Source organism: Actinokineospora terrae, from assembly GCF_900111175.1.
GTDB classification, from domain to species: Bacteria; Actinomycetota; Actinomycetes; order Mycobacteriales; family Pseudonocardiaceae; genus Actinokineospora; species Actinokineospora terrae.
In genome coordinates this window covers 440,291-457,342 of sequence record NZ_FOGI01000008.1, presented here as the reverse complement: position 1 = coordinate 457,342, position 17,052 = coordinate 440,291, and the positions used below count along the sequence as shown (strand labels likewise).

The 17,052-nt window shown below is 70.5% G+C and carries 13 protein-coding genes; 8 read left to right on the top strand and 5 right to left on the bottom strand.

Features of this window, described 5'->3' with window-relative positions:
- A partial coding sequence (locus BMY07_RS36240; protein ID WP_425426333.1) for a helix-turn-helix domain-containing protein occupies positions 1-209 on the bottom strand: 209 nt, incomplete at its 3' end.
- 416 nt (positions 210-625) lie between these two features.
- On the opposite strand from BMY07_RS36240, the gene soxR reads away from it, so the two are divergent.
- Positions 626-1,168, top strand: a complete 543-nt coding sequence (gene soxR, locus BMY07_RS20820) for a redox-sensitive transcriptional activator SoxR (protein ID WP_092781010.1) — start codon at positions 626-628, stop codon at positions 1,166-1,168.
- A gap of 161 nt (positions 1,169-1,329) precedes the next feature.
- On the opposite strand, the gene BMY07_RS20815 is transcribed toward soxR, so the two are convergent.
- Positions 1,330-1,914 (bottom strand): dTDP-4-dehydrorhamnose 3,5-epimerase family protein, encoded by a 585-nt coding sequence (locus BMY07_RS20815; protein ID WP_092781008.1) that lies wholly within the window; start codon positions 1,912-1,914, stop codon positions 1,330-1,332.
- Between the two features lie 144 nt (positions 1,915-2,058).
- Between BMY07_RS20815 and BMY07_RS20810 the strand changes: the two genes are divergently transcribed.
- Both BMY07_RS20810 and BMY07_RS20805 read left to right on the top strand, forming a co-directional pair.
- A complete protein-coding gene (locus BMY07_RS20810) occupies positions 2,059-3,258 on the top strand; it encodes an exonuclease domain-containing protein (RefSeq protein WP_245782522.1) in 1,200 nt (399 codons plus the stop codon).
- 61 nt (positions 3,259-3,319) lie between these two features.
- Entirely contained in the window at positions 3,320-4,330 is a 1,011-nt protein-coding gene (locus tag BMY07_RS20805) for an isopenicillin N synthase family dioxygenase (protein ID WP_245782521.1), read from the top strand.
- A gap of 121 nt (positions 4,331-4,451) precedes the next feature.
- Here BMY07_RS20805 and BMY07_RS20800 read toward each other — a convergent pair whose 3' ends face one another.
- Together BMY07_RS20800 and tenA are read right to left on the bottom strand one after the other, a co-directional pair.
- Complete coding sequence (locus BMY07_RS20800) at positions 4,452-8,009, bottom strand: S8 family serine peptidase (protein WP_177215678.1); 3,558 nt, start codon at positions 8,007-8,009, stop codon at positions 4,452-4,454.
- A gap of 296 nt (positions 8,010-8,305) precedes the next feature.
- Positions 8,306-8,980: a thiaminase II gene (tenA, locus tag BMY07_RS20795; protein ID WP_092780996.1), complete on the bottom strand. Its 675-nt coding sequence runs from the start codon at positions 8,978-8,980 to the stop codon at positions 8,306-8,308.
- Between the two features lie 22 nt (positions 8,981-9,002).
- On the opposite strand from tenA, the gene BMY07_RS20790 reads away from it, so the two are divergent.
- From BMY07_RS20790 to BMY07_RS20775, 4 genes are all read left to right on the top strand, one after another.
- Positions 9,003-9,515 (top strand): riboflavin biosynthesis intermediates N-glycosidase, encoded by a 513-nt coding sequence (locus BMY07_RS20790; RefSeq protein WP_092780993.1) that lies wholly within the window; start codon positions 9,003-9,005, stop codon positions 9,513-9,515.
- Positions 9,516-9,577: 62 nt separating this feature from the next.
- Positions 9,578-10,348, top strand: a complete 771-nt coding sequence (locus BMY07_RS20785) for an SDR family NAD(P)-dependent oxidoreductase (protein WP_092780990.1) — start codon at positions 9,578-9,580, stop codon at positions 10,346-10,348.
- A 330-nt stretch (positions 10,349-10,678) separates the two neighbouring features.
- Positions 10,679-12,256: an outer membrane protein assembly factor BamB family protein gene (locus BMY07_RS20780; RefSeq protein WP_245782520.1), complete on the top strand. Its 1,578-nt coding sequence runs from the start codon at positions 10,679-10,681 to the stop codon at positions 12,254-12,256.
- A 57-nt stretch (positions 12,257-12,313) separates the two neighbouring features.
- Entirely contained in the window at positions 12,314-15,286 is a 2,973-nt protein-coding gene (locus tag BMY07_RS20775) for an amidohydrolase family protein (protein ID WP_092780984.1), read from the top strand.
- 64 nt (positions 15,287-15,350) lie between these two features.
- Here BMY07_RS20775 and BMY07_RS20770 read toward each other — a convergent pair whose 3' ends face one another.
- Positions 15,351-16,007, bottom strand: coding sequence for a hypothetical protein (locus BMY07_RS20770; protein ID WP_092780981.1), 657 nt, complete (start codon positions 16,005-16,007; stop codon positions 15,351-15,353).
- 134 nt (positions 16,008-16,141) lie between these two features.
- Between BMY07_RS20770 and BMY07_RS20765 the strand changes: the two genes are divergently transcribed.
- Complete coding sequence (locus BMY07_RS20765; protein ID WP_177215677.1) at positions 16,142-16,447, top strand: DUF6191 domain-containing protein; 306 nt, start codon at positions 16,142-16,144, stop codon at positions 16,445-16,447.
- Positions 16,448-17,052: the final 605 nt, after the last annotated feature.

The window sequence follows — 17,052 nt, the reverse complement described above, 5'->3', positions numbered from 1 at the left end:
GTCTCCAACTTCCGAGGTTTCGGGCGCGCCAGCTTCTTCCGTGCCCGACGATCGGCCGCCATCGCCCGATACCCATCCCGTCCGCCGTTCCGGGCCACCTCACGAGCGATCACTGAATGATGCCGTCCCAGCATCAACGCGACCGACCGAAAAGAGCGACCCGCCCGCAACTCCCGCGAAATCACTTCCCGATCGCCCGGACCCAACACGACACCACGCACAGAAACAATCTCCGATCACTCCGACACGAAGATCATCCCACACATGGCGCATCCACCGATTGAGACCAAGGGGCCCCTGAATAACCCGTGGCAGGACCGCAAGCAGGGGCCGAAAAGCGTGGCCCTGTCCGCGAACGACGCTACGGGTCATTCTCCCCCACGCAAAACAAGTCCGCCCCATCGAGCTGGGTTGGTACCAGCGACTCCGAGGAGCGTTGTTCGGCCAACGCCTCAGGGGGCGTACGAGGGCCAATGACTGTGTGGGGCGCGTTGGGGGCAACGTTGCTGGGGGCGTGTGGGGTGGGCTGGCGGTCGGTGGTGCGCTGGGGGTGAGGACTGGCGACCTGGCGGTTCTGGGTTGGGGATGGTCGCGGTTGTCGGGGGGCGGTGGGATGATCATTGGTATGAGCGAGGGGGAGGAGTTGACCGTCGGGCAGTTGGCGCAGCGCAGTGGGACGTCGGTGTCGGCGTTGCACTTCTATGAGCGGCAGCGGCTCATCAGCAGCAGGCGGACGCCGGGTAACCAGCGGCGCTACCACCGGGACACGCTGCGCCGGGTCGCGCTGATCCGGATCGCGCAGCGGGTGGGGATACCGCTGGTGGAGATCAGGGCGGCGCTGGAGCGGTTGCCCGAGGGGCGGGTGCCCAACCGGCGGGACTGGAAGCGGATGTCGCAGGGCTGGCAGGACGAACTCAGCGAACGGATCCGGCTGCTCGTGCACCTGCGCGACAGCTTCGCCAACTGCGTCGGCTGCGGCTGCCTGTCGATGAGCCACTGCTCCCTGGCCAACCCCGACGACCACCTCGGCGGCAGCGGTTCCGGGCCCCGCGTCCTGCTGCCCGGCGGAACCGGAACTGAAACCGGGACCGGAACCGGGACCGGGATCAGAACCGGCACCAGGACCGGAGCCGAGACCGGCATCGGCATCGAACCCGGCGAGGGGTGAGGGGGCGCCCCGGACAAGGCGCCCCCTCCGGCCCCCACGCGGGCGGACGAGGGACCGCCGCGTGAGCTTGTCGGGCAGGGCACCCGCCTGGCACCCGCCGTCGAACCGGTCGCCGCCGTCGCGTTAGGACACTGGCGGCGCGCACCCAGAACGGTAGGACCTCAACCCAGCTTGAGGTCAACCCGGCTCGCGTACTCCGGCAGCAGATCTGCCGCAAGCGCTTGTGCCAGCGTCGGCGCGGCCTGGTCGCGATCGGTGATCGCCAGCGTCAGCCCGCGCGGGATCGGCAGGTCCAGCCCCGCGTCGACCGGGCACAGCGCGTCGGCGCGGTCGTCGTCGTAGGGGGTGGAGCTCAGCAGGGTCAGCGTGGTCTCCCCGGCCAGCGTGACCGACAGGTGACCGACCCCGGCGGGCAGGTACAGCGCGCGGAAGTGCCGGTCGTCGAGCATCACCGAGTCCCAGCGGCCGAAGGTGGGGGACCCGACGCGGGTGTCGACGACGAAGTCGAGTGACTTGCCGCGCAGGCAGTACGCGTACTTCGCGGTGTGGCGCTGGTAGTGGATCCCGCGCACGACACCCTTGCGGGACCGCGTGGTGGTCGACTGCGCGACCGGGAACAACGGGTGGCCGACGGCGGCCGTGAACGCCTCTTCCTGGTAGGTCGACACCGATAAACCACGCCGGTCGCCCACCGCCTCGGTGGTGAACTCGACGGCACCGTCGACCCGCAGACCCCTCGATAACATGACCCCTCCTCACTGATGCCCCCACCTGATGCTCGAACCTGAACTCGGGTTCAGGTCAAGTCGGTTGACCCCGGTGGCCCAGCCCGGGTGTCGGTCCCGGATGGTCCAATGGGCGCGCACGGGCGGCGGGACGACGGAGGCGGCGTGGACGGGTTCGCGGTGGTCGACACCGAGACGACCGGGATCGATGCGACCCACCGGCACCGGATCGCCGAGGTCGCGGTGGTGCACCTCGACCCGGGCGGCGCGGTGACCGGCGAGTGGTCGACGCTGCTCAACCCGGAGCGCGACCTCGGCCCCCAGGCCATCCACCGGATCACCGCCGCGGAGGCCAGGCTGGCGCCCCGGTTCGCCGACATCGCGGGCGACCTGGTCGACCGGTTGCGCGGCCGCGTGGTCGTCGCGCACAACTGGCCGTTCGACGCGATGCACCTGCGCGCGGAGTTCACCAGGATCGGCCTGGACACGCCGTTCGACGAAGTGGCGGGTTTGTGCACGATGCGCGCGGCGAGTGTGGTCATGCCGCAGTCGAGGCGGTCGCTGATCGCGTGTTGCGCCACCGCGGGCTTACCGGCGATGCGGTGGCACACGGCGCGCGACGACGCGATGGCGGCGGGCGCGTTGCTGGGCCACATGCTCGCCACCGCACCGGGCGTGGTCCAGCCGACCGCCGAGCACCTGCGGGCCGCCGCGTGGGCCTGGCCCGAGTTACCCCGCGGCGTGGTCGCCCCGGCCCAGCGGCGCCCGGCCGACCACATCGAGCCGCACTTCCTGGCCAGGCTGGTCGAGCGGCTGCCCCGGGACGAGGAGCCGGTCGTCGACGCCTACTTCGCGGTCCTCGACGACGCGCTGCTCGACCGCCGGATCTCCGCCTCGGACGCCGACGCCCTGGTCGGGGTGGCCACGCGGCTGGGGCTGCGGCGCGACGACGTGCTGGCGATCCACCACACGTACCTGCGCGCGCTGGCCCAGGTGGCCGCGGCGGCGGGGGAGCGGGACCGCTCCGACATCGACCTGGTCGCCCGCCTGCTGGGACTCGACCCGGTCGCCGCCGCGGGCGACCCGGTGCACCTGGACCCGGCGCCGACGGTGGGTGGTCTGGTGCTGCGGCCCGGTGACAAGGTCGTGCTGACGGGGATGATGACCGCCGACCGCGACGAGCTGACGGCCCGGGCCGCCGCCGCGGGGCTGCGGGTGATGACGGCGGTGAGCAGGCAGACCAGGGTGGTGGCCGCCGCCGACCCGGACACGATGTCGGTGAAGGCGCGCGAGGCCAGGGCGCTGGGGGTGCCGGTGGTCGACGAGGCCGCGTTCGTCCGCGCGCTGGACGTCCTGGCTCCTTAGTGGACCGTCCGGGATGTGGGACGTGGGCCCACCTGGGCCGGATCGGCTTACCCTCGGCAGGGTGAGCGCCGCCGAGACCGCCCTGCCGCTGATCGACATCTCCCGGTTCCGCGACCCCGCCGCCGACCGGGACGCGTTCCTCGCCGACATCCGCCGGGCCGCGCACGAGGCCGGGTTCTTCTACGTGGTCGGCCACGGCGTCCCCGAGGAGTTGACCAGCGGCATCTTCGAGGTCGCCCGCCGGTTCTTCGCGCTGCCCGAGGCCGAGCGGCTGGCCATCGAGAACGTCAACACCCCGCACTTCCGCGGCTACACCCGCACCGGCCACGAGTACACCGGCGGCAGGCGCGACTGGCGCGAGCAGATCGACGTCGGCCCCGAGCGCGAGGCGCTGGACCTGGGCCCGGACGACCCGGTGTGGCTGCGGCTGATCGGCCCGAACCAGTGGCCCGCCGCGCTGCCGGAACTGCGCGAGGTGGCGCTGGCCTGGCAGGCGGAGGCACAGCGGGTCTGCCTGGAGGTCCTGCGCGCCCTGTCCGCCGCCCTCGGCCAACCCGAGGACTACTTCGACGCCTGGTTCGACGCCGAGGCCGCCACCCACGCCAAGATCGTCCGCTATCCCGGCCGCCCCGCCGATGGCACCGACCAGGGCGTCGGCGCGCACAAGGACTACGGCTTCCTGGCCCTACTCCAGCAGGACAACATCGGCGGCCTCCAGGTAGAACTACCGGACGGCGGTTGGGTTGACGCCACCCCGATCCCGGGCAGCTTCATCCTCAACATCGGCGAGATGCTCGAAATCGCCACCCAGGGCTACCTGATCGCCACCAAGCACCGCGTCATCTCACCCCCAGACGGCGTAGACCGCTACTCGGTCCCCTTCTTCCTAGGCCCCCGCCTCGACGCCGTAGTAGAACCCATCGCCCTCCCAGCCGACCTCGCCGCCGCGGCCCGGGGCATCAGCCAAGACGCCAACAACCCCCTCCTCTCCGCCTACGGCGCCAACGCCCTCCTCGGCTGGCTCCGCTCCCACCCCAAGGTCGCCGAACGCTGGTGGTCCGACGCCGTCTGAGTCCACAAGGGACTCACTCTCCAGGCGAGTCGCCGGGGCCGTTCGACGTGCCGCAGGCCCACCTCAGCACAAGGGCAGGCCCCGGCGCCCGTGGGGGACGTCGGGGCCTGCGGTTCGTGGGTTAGCGGATTTGGTAGGCGCGGATGACTGTTTGGTCGACCGTGTTGCCGGTGGTGTCCGTGGCCTTGGCTCGGAGCGAGGCGAAGCCGGTGGGCGGGTGGGTGACGGTGGCCTTCCAGGCCGTGCCGTCGCGGGTCAGGCGGGTTGGGGTCCAGGTGGCGCCGTCGTCGTAGGAGATGTCGACGGTGAGGGTGGTGATGGTGGGGGCGGCGTCCTGGCGGGTGACGGTGACCGGGAACGTGAACTCGCCGCCGCCGGGGGTGGTGTTCGCCAAGTTGACCTGGGGGCGGTAGCCGACGGTCAGCAGAGGTGCCTTCGCGTCACGGGTCTGGGGCAGCTTGAAGGTCCAGTCGGCGGTGATCTTGGTCGAGGTGGGCCACCACGGCTGGTCGCGGGTGACGTCGGTGGTCAGCCGGAAGGTGCTGTTGTCGATGGGGGCGACGAACACGCCGCGGCCCGGACTGTTCTGCGTGCCGACGAGCTTGCCGTCGCGGTACAGCGTCGTCGTGCCGGTGTCGGAGCCGTTCCAGGTGTCCGCGCCCCTGGTGTGCCCGGACGGGTCGGTGAAGAACGGCACCGTGACGTCGAGCAGCTCGTACTGGCGCCACACCCACGCGTGGTCGTTGCCCAGCTCGTTGCTGGTAACCCCAGGGAACGCGGGCGCGAGCACTGATGCACCCCACTCGACGCGGTAGCTCTTACCCCGCTCCAGCGTCAGCCGCTCTTGGCCCTCACCGGCGATACCCCACCAGCTGCCGACCGTGAGCCGCCACTTGCCCGGCGTGTAGTACTCGACCCGCTCGGCCTTCGCGACGGTCGGTAGACCCCACTGGGTGCCGATCTCGGTGCCGAGCGCCTCGACCCACGCGGAGCTGATCGGTGGCTCGGCCTCGGTGCCCTCGTAGTACGCCATCCGCACGGCCGCGAGGTTGGCGGTCTTCTCCTGCCGGACCAGCGTCGCGGGCACCTTGCCCTCGGCAGGGTAAGACAGCTCGTAGCGGTGCTTGCTGGAGCTACGAGTGACGAACCGCGCGAAAAGCCCGCCCGCCTTCGCCGCGGCCGCGAACCGCTTACCCGGCTCGTCATAGAGCTGCACACTTGGCAACGCCGCTAGAGGCTCCTCGTCGTCATCCAGCGCCGAGAGCGAGGCTGACTCCACCGCGAGGAGACCCACGAACTTCCCGCCTGCCTGCTTGACCGCCGCGATCCGCTGGTACACCTCCTCGAAGGTCAGGTCACCGGACAGCTCCAGCACCACGAACGTGCCCTTGGCGTCGATCTTGGCCAGGTCCTCCGCCGTGCCCGCGCCGCCGTGCACGACCGGCAGCCGCTCGTCCAGCACAGGCTCCGCCGAGCCGCGCAGCCAGAACGCGACCGCCTCGAACGACTGGCTGCCCTCGCCGAACAGCTCCAGTCCCGGCTGCTCCAGCCGCACGTTGTCCGCGTAGCCGAAGCCCGCCGAGGTCACGCCGCGGGTGGAGAACGCGAACACCTCGTTGAAGCGCGGGTCGAATCCCCAGCTCTGGGTGTACGGGTACGCGGTCGTCTTGACCTTGTACTGGAACCGGGACGTCCACACGCCGCCGCGCGCCTCGGGCTGGTCGACGCCGATCGCGACCCGCTTGCCCTCCTTGGCCTCGAACGTCACCGACTTGTTCGCCTTGCCCAGCTTGAACGCCTGGTTCGTGAACAGCGTGTACGACGGCACCTGGCCCGCGCGCGGGGTCTCGATGTGACCGCCGAGGGCGTAGTTGCCCGGGGGCAGCCGCAGCTTCTCGCCGGGGGCGCCGAACTCCCAGGCGCCGGTGTCGAGGTTGATGGCGCTGAACTGGCCCCGGGTCGTGGCCGCGCCGGTGCGGTCCTTGAGGTTGATGGTCAGGTCGTAGCGCTCCGACTCGTCCTGCACCGCGACCGGCGTGCGGACCTTCACCGCGTTGTCCGCCGTGGTTGCCGACAAGAGGCCGCTGTAGACGCCAGGTGTGCCTGAGCGCGGAGTCAGCGTAAGCGTCACGTCCGCCTTGCCCTTGGCCGGAACGGTGACCGTGGCAGCCGACAGCTTGGCCAGCTTCGCTGGGGCAACCGCACCCGTCTTATCCCGCAGCGCGAGGTCGAGCTTCAGCGTCACCGGCGTCGAGGAGTCGTTGGTGTAAGTGACCTTCCGCTGGTCCGCGGCGGTCGACGGCCACCTAAGGTAGCTGTTGACCGTGGCCTGCTCGGCCCGCACGGCCTGCGTGGTCGCACGGACCAGGTCGACGCGACCGCCACCGACAGCGTTGACGCCGTTGTCGCCCACCGCGGCGGCAGTACCGACCAGAGCGGCCTTCAGCTTGGCCGCCTGCCAGTCCGGGTGTTGCTGCGCCAACAGGGCGGCTGCGCCCGCGGTGTGCGGGGTCGCCATCGACGTCCCGGACAGCCGCGCGTAGTTCTCGTCTACGTTGCCGCCGAGGTTGGTGTCCTTGGCCTTGGCCGCGACGATGTCGCTCCCGGGCGCGGCGATCTCCGGCTTGACCGCGCCGTCGATCACCCGGGGGCCGCGGCTGGAGAACTCGGAGAGCTCGTTGCCCTTGGTGATGCTGCCGACCGCCAGCGCGGCGTCCGCGGCCGCGGGGCTGCTCACGGCCTCGTCGGACCCGTAGTTGCCCGCGGCGATGACGAACAGCGTGCCGTCGCGCGCGGTGAGCGTGTTGACCACCTGCGACGCCGGGTCGGTCCCGTCGGTCGGGTAGCTGCCCAGGCTCAGGTTCACGACCTTCGCCTTGGCCTCCCCGGACGCCCACTCCATCCCGGCCAGGATGTCGTCGAGCGACCCCGATCCGCCGTCGTCGAGCACCTTGCCGACCGCGAGCGACGCGTCCGGCGCGACCCCCTTGTACTTGCCGCCCGACGCGGCCCCGGAGCCCGCGACCGTCGAGGCGACGTGCGTGCCGTGCCCGTGGCCGTCCTGGACGTTGCCCTTGCCGGAGAAGTCCTTGCTCTGCGTGACCTTCCCGGCCAGGTCGGGGTGGTCGGTGTCGTAACCGGTGTCGAGCACCGCGACCGTCACGCCCTTGCCGGTGTGCCCCGCATGCCACGCCGTGGGCGCGCCGATCTGCGGCACGCTCTGGTCGAGGTTCGCGGTGAACCGTGCGTTCAGCCAGACCTTCTTAGGCCCACCGGACAAGGCGGACCCGTTCCTGGCGATCGACGCCCAGAACCGGCCCGCGTTAGCCTTGTCCTCGGCTACTGCGGTGAACCCGAGCGTTGGCATTGCCCGCTCGACCTTCGCGCCCTCCGGCGCGGCCGCCGCGACGCCTTGCCCGTACTCCACCAGCAGCGGCACGGTCTTGGTGTGCTTGTCGTCGAACTGCTGCCGGACCAAACCGGTGACGTTGAACAGCTCCCGGTCCACCACCCCGGCCTGCACTAGCGCCGCTGCTTCCCGTGGCACCAAGTAGACGTCGGTAGTCTTACCGCGCTGCCTGCTGAAGGTGTTGTACTGCGTGGCGGGCCCGGAAGGCGCCAACCCCACGCTCCACCGTCCCCCGGCGTCACGCACGGCCTCGACCTGGTGTCCTGTCACCAACGTGACCTGGAACCGGCTCGCACCGCCACCATCCGCGTGCGGTCCTTGCGCTACCTGTGCGGGCGGCGCTGCCGAAGCAGGCACCCCCATCCCCACCGAGGCAACCAGAACGGCCACCCCGGCGAGGATCCCTCGCCCGTGTCCTCGCATGCACCCTCTCCTCACGACGACTCTTTGCCCATCCAACGCCGTTTCGGTACCGCGAGGTTGCTCAACTCCCCAAACCTGCCGCCTCTACCCCGAATGTCCCCGTCCTGTTGTCGGGCAAGCGAAACAGTGCGTCGTGTGGCCTCCTACACCGGCCATTCCTCTAGGCGCCACGCCGCGTCCCAGAACAGGTACTCGTACCGAGCCGCCCCCAGGCTCCGCTGCCGCATCAGGATCTCCATCCCGGCCGAGGACTCCCACGCCACCCGCGCGGCAGCCGTCAGCACCTCGTTCGTCACGTCCTGGAACGAGGGATCCGCGTAGGCCTCAATCCACCGCGCGTACAACGGATCCGGTGACCCTGCCGCCCGCAGATGAGTCCCCACCCGCGCATAGAGCCAATAGCAGGGCAGGACAGCCCCTACCGCTTCCGCGTAAGAACCACGGTAAGCCGAAGCCATCAGATAGCTCGTGTAAGCCAACGTGGTGGGCATGACCGGCACATCAGCGGCGTCGTCAGCCGTAGTGCCCAGCTCGGCGAGCAGCCACGCGTGCAATTCCTGTTCAGCGGCGACCGCGCCAGCGCTGTGGGACGCGAACATCGCCACGTCCTCCTCGTGCGCGGCTTTCGTGGCACACAGGGTAAGAACCCGGGCGTAGTCGCGGAGGTAGTGGGCGTCCTGAGTGATGAAGTGCTGAAAGGCGGGGCGGGGGAGGGTGCCGTCGGCCAGGCCGGTGATGAAGGGGTGGGCGAGGATGGCCTGGTAGATGTGTTCGATGTCGGACCACAGGGCGGCTTTAAATTGGTTCCCGTCAGTCATGGGGCAAGACTAGCCTGCGCGGATGGGCGACAAGCGGGACAAGTTCCTGTTCTTCTGGGGGCACCAACCCGAGCGGGACGGGACGATCGGGCGCGGGTGCCTGAGCCAGTGGTGGCTCGCGGCCTTTGAAGTCGACGGCGTCCGGTTCACCACCGCCGAGCACTACATGATGTGGCGGAAGGCCGAGCTCTTCGAGGACGACGACCGCGCGGAGCAGATCCTCCGAGCCGCCCACCCCGCGCAGGCGAAAGACCTGGGGCGGACGGTGCGCGGCTTCGACGCCGCGCAGTGGGCGGCGCACCGGTACGACATCGTGCTGGCGGGCAGCGTCGCCAAGTTCGAGCAGAACCCGGACCTGCGCGCCTACCTGCTCGGCACCGGTCAGCGCGTCCTGGTGGAGGCCAGCCCGCTCGACGCCGTCTGGGGCATCGGCCTGACCGCCGACGACCCGCGCGCCGAGGACCCCACTCAGTGGCCCGGCCTGAACCTGCTCGGCCGCGCCCTCGGCCAGGCCCGCGACATCCTCAGCATCTGACACCTGACCAGCGACGACGCCGGTGAGATACTGGCTCGTCGCCGCCGACCACGGGAGCACGCATGTCCGCCTACCTCGACCAGCTGTTCAGCCTCGCGGGTCGTCGCGCCGTCGTCACCGGGGGCAACTCCGGCATTGGCCGCGGCATGGCTCTCGCGCTGGGGCGGGCAGGGGCCGAGGTGGTCGTGGTGGCCCGCCGCGAGGACACGCTGCGCGAGACCGTCGACGAGCTGCTCGTCACCGGCAAGGCCGACTGGATCAGCGCCGACCTGTCCGACCGGGCCGAGGTCCACCGGGTCGCCGACGAGGTCATCGGCCGCCACGGGGCGCCGGACATCCTGGTCAACGCCGCCGCGGTCAACCTGCGCCCGCCGATGGACGAGCTCACCGAGGCCGACTGGGACCTGACCCTGCGCGCGAACCTGGAGGCGCCGTTCGTGCTCGGCCAGCGGTTCGGCCCGCTGATGGCCGCGGCGGGCTGGGGGCGGATCATCAACGTCACCTCCCAGCAGGCGATCCGCGCGTTCGGCAACAGCGGCGCGTACGGGGCGGCGAAGGCGGGCCTGGCCGGGTTGACCCGCTCGCAGGCCGAGGCGTGGTCTCCGCGCGGGGTGTGCGTCAACTCCGTCGCCCCCGGGTTCGTGCGCACCCCGCTCACCGAGAACGTCTACAGCAGCCCGGCGCAGATCGAGGGCCTCGCCGCGCGCACCATGGTCGGGCGCAACGGCGAGGTGTCCGACTTCCTCGGTGCCGTGGTCTTCCTTGCCTCGCCCGCCGCGGCCTACGTCACCGGCCAGACGCTGTTCGTCGACGGTGGTTTCTCGGCGAAATGACCGTTCAGCCTCCGACTGTTGACCTAAAACTCCACTCCGGCACCGGAATCCGAAACCGTTGCTGGCGCTTGTTATTCCCAGTTGGTGGCCCGCGGTGCCCGCCGGGTGGACCGCCCGCCTTGGCGCCCGGACCGGGTTCGCCAGTTGGTCACCGGGATGGCCGTCACCCGGAGGGCCGATAGCACCCGGCCATCCCCGCGCCGTGATTGGTCTCCCCGCGCGGCCCGGTCCGAGACTGGACCGACTGGTGGCCGTGCAGCGGCCATGACCGCCGAGCCTCCCGAGGTCGAGTCGGCCCCACCGGCGGCTCACGAACCCAGAGGAGTGCCTGTGTCGCACCGAAAACGCCGCGCGCTGGCGTTGACCGCCCTCGCGGTGCTGCTGGTCGGCGGCCAGACCGCCGCCGCGGGCGAGGAGACCGGCGGTCACCGCCCCGGTGACTGGCCGAGCTGGACGGGGGACAAGGGCGGGTCCCGGTTCGCCGCGGCTGAGCACCGGATCACCCAGCGCACCGCGGGGAAGCTCTCGCTCAAGTGGGCGTTCGCCTACCCCAAAAACGGGTTCCCGGCCAAGAGCCAGCCCGCTGTCGTCGGCGACGCCATCTACTTCGGCAGCCCTGACGGCAAGTTCCACTCGCTCGACGCCCGAACCGGTGCCGCCCGGTGGAGTTTCGACCTGGGCACAGTGGTTCCCGGGGCGGTCGTCATCGACGGACCGTCCGTGGCCAGGGGCAAGGTGTACTTCGGCGACACCAACGGTTACGTCTACGCGCTCGACCAGCGAACCGGCAAACTGGTGTGGGCCAAGGACACCGAGCCGCACGTGGCGGGCCAGCACACCAGCTCCCCGCTCTACCACGACGGGCGTGTCTACATCGGATCGTCCAGCGGCGAGAACATCAACCCGGACCGCAACTACCCGTGCTGCACCTTCCGCGGCCACATCGACTCCCTCGACGCGGACACCGGTGAACTGGCCTGGCGCTACTTCACCGTGCCCGAGCCCAAGGCGGTCGGCACCTGGCCCAGCGGCGCCACCCGCTACGAGCCGTCCGGCGCGGGCGTGTGGAGCAGCCCGGTCATCGACGAGCGCACCGGCACCCTCTACGTCGGCACCGGCAACCTCTACTCCGGCACGACCGGCGACTTCGACACGCTGCTCGCGCTCAACGCCCGCTCCGGCGCGGTCAAGTGGAAGCAGCAGGTCACCAAGGCCGACACCTGGCGGTTGCTGTGCGGGTTCCCCGACGCCGATGGCTACTGCCCGGGCCAGAAGGAGGGGACCGCGCTGGACTACGACCTCGGCGCCACCCCCACCCTGTTCCAGGTTCGCGGCCGCACCTACGTCGGGATCGGCCAGAAGAGCGGCGTCTTCCACACCTTCGACGCCCGCACCGGCGAGCCCTCTTGGCGCCGTCAACTGTCCGTGCCCATGCCGGGAGGTGGGCTCTCCGGCGTTCAGTGGGGTACCAGCTTCGATGGGCGCAACATCTACGTAGCCACCAACTGGGCCAACCCGGGCACTCTGTTCGCTCTTAACCCGGCCAACGGCGACGTCGTGTGGCAGACCGAGAGCCCTGCCGATGGATGCACGACAGGCGGCGCTGCCCAGCACCCCACGGTCTGCAAGCGCGCCCACACGCCAGCCGTGACGTCCAGCCCCGGCCTTGTCTACGAAGGCAGCGTCGACGGCAAGATGCGCGTATACGACTCCAAGGACGGCAAGGTCCTGTGGACCTTCGACACGATCCGCGACTTCCAGGGCGTGAACGGATTGACGGGTCGAGGTAGCGCTATCTCCGGCAACGGAGGGGCCGTAGTGGCCAACGGGATGCTTTATATCCAGTCCGGCTACTGGCCCTCTTACCCGTCCGACTACGGCAACGTCCTGCTCGCCTTCGGCCTCTGACCTAGTCGCTCCGGCGCCGGGGGACTGCCCTGGCGCCGGAGCGCGCCATGGAGCGACATGACCTCACCGACCTTCCGCAGGGTCGGGGGCGCGGCACTGGCGTTCACCCTCGCCGTGCTGCCGACGTCCACGGCCCGCGCAAGCCAACCCGAACCCGTGTCAGTTGACGTCACCGTCACCGAGGGCACCAACCTGGCCGTGGCTACCTCACCTCGCGACGGCACCATTCTCTTCGACCTTCAAGGCCAACTGTTCACCGTGCCCCGCGACGGCGGTACAGCTACCGCGATCGGTGGCACCAACCTTGACCCGTACTGGCCGTCGTTCTCGCCGGACGGCAAGCTCATCGCCGTCCAGTCCCTCGCGGACGGAATGTTCCGCATCCGTCTCGTCACCGCTGACGGCCGATCGTCCTGGCCGCTGACCCGGGGCGAGCACGACGACACCTACCCCGCGTGGTCGCCGGACGGCACGAAGATCGCGTTCAGCTCCGACCGGGCGGGCGGGGAGGACATCTGGAGCGTGGACGTGCGGGGCGGCGAGCCCCGGCGGATCACGACCGCGACCACCGCCGAGAACCAGCCCACGTGGTCCGCTGACGGGCGCAGCATCGCCTACGTGCAAGGCAACACCATCGAGAGCATCGATGTGGCCACCGGGGTGGTGACGACGCTCGTTCCCGCCGGGCAAGGCACCGTTGCGGCACCATCCTGGTCACCGGACGGCAAGTTGTCCTTCCTGCGCACCGGACAGGGTGGCCGAACGGTGCAGGTCTGGCAGGCCGGAGTGGTACGCCAGGTCGGCGCCTACACCGATGTGTTCCCCTTCCCCGCGCGGTGGTCGTCGCCGACCGAACTCGTCTACGGTGCGAATGGCGCCATCGTGGTGACGGACGTGGTCAGCGGGTCGAGCACGACGGTGCCGTTCCGCGCAACGTTCACCCTGCACCGCGACCGGTACCAGCCGAAGGCGCGGGACTTCGACACCGAGCGGCCACAACCGGTGCGGGGCATCGTCGGACCCGCGCTGTCGCCGGACGGCCGGTCCGTGGTGTTCAAGGCGCTCAACGACCTGTGGGTGGCGCCGGTCGGCGGAACCCCGAAGCAGATCACCTCGGACGCCGCCTACGAGATCGACCCGGCCTGGTCGCGCGACGGCAAGCAGATCGCCTACGCCTCCGACAAGGCGGGCACCGAGGACCTCTACGTGCTCGACGTCGCCACCAACCAACACCGGCGGATCACCTCGCTCGACGGCGCGGAGTTCGCCCCCGCCTGGTCCCCGGACGGCAGGACCCTCGCGTTCCAGGACCACGCCAACCAGACCCTCACCGTCGACATCGCGTCCGGCGCGGTGACCACGGTGCTGCCCGGATCCTTCAGCGTGCCGGGCAAACCGAGCTGGTCGGCGGACGGGAAGGTGCTCGCGCTGACGGTGAACTCGGCTGAGCGCAACCAGATCCAGCTCGTGACGCTCGCGACCGGGGCGAGCAAGGTCGTCGAACCCGCGCCGTTCGGCTCCGTCTCCACCCGGGGCGACGACGGGCCGGTGTTCTCCCCGGACGGCCGGTGGCTGGCCTTCTCGATGGACGGCGTGCTGTGGGTCCTGCCGGTCGCCCCGGACGGCACACCCACCGGACGCGCGCGCCGGATCACCACCGAGGCCAGCGACGCGCCGAGCTGGGCAGGAGACTCACGCACCTTGCTTTACCTGCGCAACGGTGCACTGAGGACGACCACAGTGGACGGTGGCGGCAAGGACGTGCCGCTGCGGTTCACCTACCGGCAGGAACATCCCGACACCCGGCTCGTCATCCACGCCGGGCAGCTCTGGGACGGCCGCGACCCGCGGCCGCGGACCAATGTGGACATCCTCGTCGTCGGGAACCGCATCCAGCGCGTCGAACCCCATCGCCCCGACCGGCCGCGCGACGGGTGGACCTTCCTCGACGCGAGCGGGTCGACGGTCACCCCCGGGCTGGTGGACGTGCACAACCACCAGCAGATGCGCTCGAAGACCTTCGGCGACCGCCAAGGCCGCCTGCTGCTGTCCTACGGCATCACCGCCACCCGCTCGACCGGCGACGCGGTGTACCGGGCGGTGGAGGACCGGGAGTCGCTCGCCGCGGGCACCCGGGTCGGCCCCCGGTACTTCATGACCGGCGAGATGCTGGAGGGCACCCGGCTGACCTGGGAGTTCGCCCGGCCGGTCCGCGACGAACGCCAACTGGCCCTGGAACTGAGCCGCGTCCGCGACCTCGACTACGACCTCGTCAAGACCTACGAACGCTTCCGCGTCGACTGGCAGGCGAGGGTCACCACCCAGGCCCACCGGCAGGGCATCGGCACCACATCGCACTACCTGTACCCGGCGGTCGCCAACGGCGTCGACTCGAAGGAGCACCTGTTCGGCCCGTCGAAGTGGGGCTTCGGCTTCGCCCGCGAGGCCTCTTTCGGCGGCCCGTACGACGACGTCCTCCAACTCGCGGCGCGCGGCCGGATGCCGTTCAGCACAACGTTGTTCAGCGCCAGCACACTGCTCGCCGACGATCCCGGCATCGTCGACGACCCGCGGGTGCGTGCCCTGTTCACGACCCAGGACAAGCAGGCCCTGCACGCGAAACTCCTGTGCGCCCAAGGCCTCGGCCCCTGCGGCTTCCTCGACGGCACCCCGGCCCAGGCCCGCCGCGACATCGACGTGATCAAGCGCTTGCTCGCCGCGGGCGCTGTCGTCGTCGCGGGCACCGACGCCCCGCTCGACACGACCGCGGTGAGCCTGCACCTGAACCTGCGGTCCATGGCCAAGTACGGGGTGCCGCCGTTCCAGGTCCTGCAGAGCGCGACCCTGCTCCCCGCCCGCCAACTGGGCGTGGAGAAAGACCTCGGCACGGTGGAACCGGGCAAACTGGCCGACCTCCTGATCGTCACCGGCGACCCGACCCACGACATCTCCGCCCTGGCCAACGTCCAGTGGGTGGTCAAGAACGGCACCCCGCGGACAGTCGACGACCTGATCGGCCCCTTCCACTGACCACCGGCGGGGGCGCGGTCTCGGCCGCGTCCCCGCAGGCCTTCGCTTGGCGAGAACCCGGGTGTCAGCCGGGGACGTGGTGGTCGGTGAGGGCGTTGAGGATCGTGGTGGCCGCGGCGACGGTGGTGGCGCGGTCGCAGTGGTGGCGGGTGACACGGTGGTCGCTGGTGCGCAGGCCGCCGAGGGACAGGTCGGCGGTGCCGGGGCGGCTGTTGCCGAGGGCGACGGTGGCCACGAGGGGTTCGGTGTCGGGGATGACGGTCTCGTGGAAGATCCCGGCGGGCAGGGAGTAGCGCTCGCCCGCGTGGTGCTCGGTGGTGGCGGTGACGCGCGCGCGGACCAACCGGTCGGTCGCCTCGATGGTGTCGCCGTCGGGGTCGCTGCGGACCTGGAACACGCGGTGGGTGGCGTCGGCGCCGTCCTCGACCTGGATCGTCCGGTTGCGCAGACCGCCGAGCAGCACCCAGCTCACCAGGTCCCAGCTGTGGCAGTGCGTCGGCGACGTCGTCAGCGGCGCCTGCCCGCGGCCCGGCTCCCACAGGTGTACGCACACCCCGTCGTCCCCGCCGCGGTACACCGGCACGCACAGGAACCCCAGCGGGTGGCTGACCGCCGCCACGGGCCGGACTCCGCTGACCACCTCGCCCAGCGCCGTCCGCGCCCAGTCGGCGACCCACCCGCCCGCGCCCCGCTCGATCGCGTCGAACAGCTCGGAATACATGGTGAACGCCCCGGGAGTTAGGCTCGACTGCCCCGCCGAGGGTAGCAACGCCCGTACACCGCCCGGTAGGTCATCAGGACCCGCTGTCACGGATCTGTCCGGAACCCGTCGCCCGCCCCGTCCGTTGAGCGGTGGTGAACACCGTCGAGGTCGTCCTCTCGCTGAGCATCCCCGGCTCAACGGTCGCCCTGGTCGCCCTCGGCACCTACGAACTCCGCCGCCGCCGCACCAAGGGCCTCGACGGCACCCGCGTGACGGCCACCTACGTCAACGAGTTCACGGCGCTGTTCTACGGCAGCAAGCGCATGGAACTGGACCACCGCGACACCATGTCCATGATGCGCGAGGAAGACTCCTCCGCCGCCCGCCCCTGGGACCTCACCAACGGCATCACCCTCGCCCGCCCCACCACCACCAAAGACCCCACCCCACCATCCTGACCCCGGCTTCGAAGGTCACCGGGCGCCCCTGCGCAGATCACCCCACCACCCACCGGTACGTCTACCACCGTTGACCACGCTCACCGCGCCAGGACATCTCCACCGCGCCAGGACATCTCCACCGCGCCAGGACATCTCCACCGCGCCAGGACATCTCCACCGCGCCAAGACATCTCCACCGCGCCGGGACATCACTACCGAGCCAGGACGCCACTTCCGCGCCAGGACGTCACTACCGAGCCAGGACGCCACTTCCGCGCCGGGACATCACTACCGAGCCAGGACGCCACTTCCGCGCCAGGACGTCACTACCGAGCCAGGACATCACTTCTGCGCCAAGACACCACTACCGTGCCAGGACACTCTTTCCGCGCCAAGGCACCTCAACCGCCCGCTCCAACCCCCACCGCAACCGCCTCGCGCGCGCACGCCAGTCCGGCCCCAGCCCCCACCCTCTCCGGGGGGCGTCCCAGGTCCCAGCCTACCGGCACCCCCCGACAGACGATCGTGGAATGGCCGCGCGAAGATCCAGATGTGGATAACTTCTGTCCCTGAACCGGGTGAATCCGAGTGTCCAGATCGGCGAGAGTCCGCAGGTCGCCGTG

What these genes read in the sequence shown, in the direction of transcription:
- tenA (WP_092780996.1), bottom strand. Translation starts at nt 8,980, where the DNA reads ATGACTGACGGGAACCAATTTAAAGCCGCCCTGTGGTCCGACATCGAA.
- BMY07_RS20770 (WP_092780981.1), bottom strand. Translation starts at nt 16,007, where the DNA reads ATGTATTCCGAGCTGTTCGACGCGATCGAGCGGGGCGCGGGCGGGTGG.
- soxR (WP_092781010.1), top strand. Translation starts at nt 626, where the DNA reads ATGAGCGAGGGGGAGGAGTTGACCGTCGGGCAGTTGGCGCAGCGCAGT.
- BMY07_RS20815 (WP_092781008.1), bottom strand. Translation starts at nt 1,914, where the DNA reads ATGTTATCGAGGGGTCTGCGGGTCGACGGTGCCGTCGAGTTCACCACC.
- BMY07_RS20785 (WP_092780990.1), top strand. Translation starts at nt 9,578, where the DNA reads ATGTCCGCCTACCTCGACCAGCTGTTCAGCCTCGCGGGTCGTCGCGCC.
- BMY07_RS20775 (WP_092780984.1), top strand. Translation starts at nt 12,314, where the DNA reads ATGACCTCACCGACCTTCCGCAGGGTCGGGGGCGCGGCACTGGCGTTC.
- BMY07_RS20790 (WP_092780993.1), top strand. Translation starts at nt 9,003, where the DNA reads ATGGGCGACAAGCGGGACAAGTTCCTGTTCTTCTGGGGGCACCAACCC.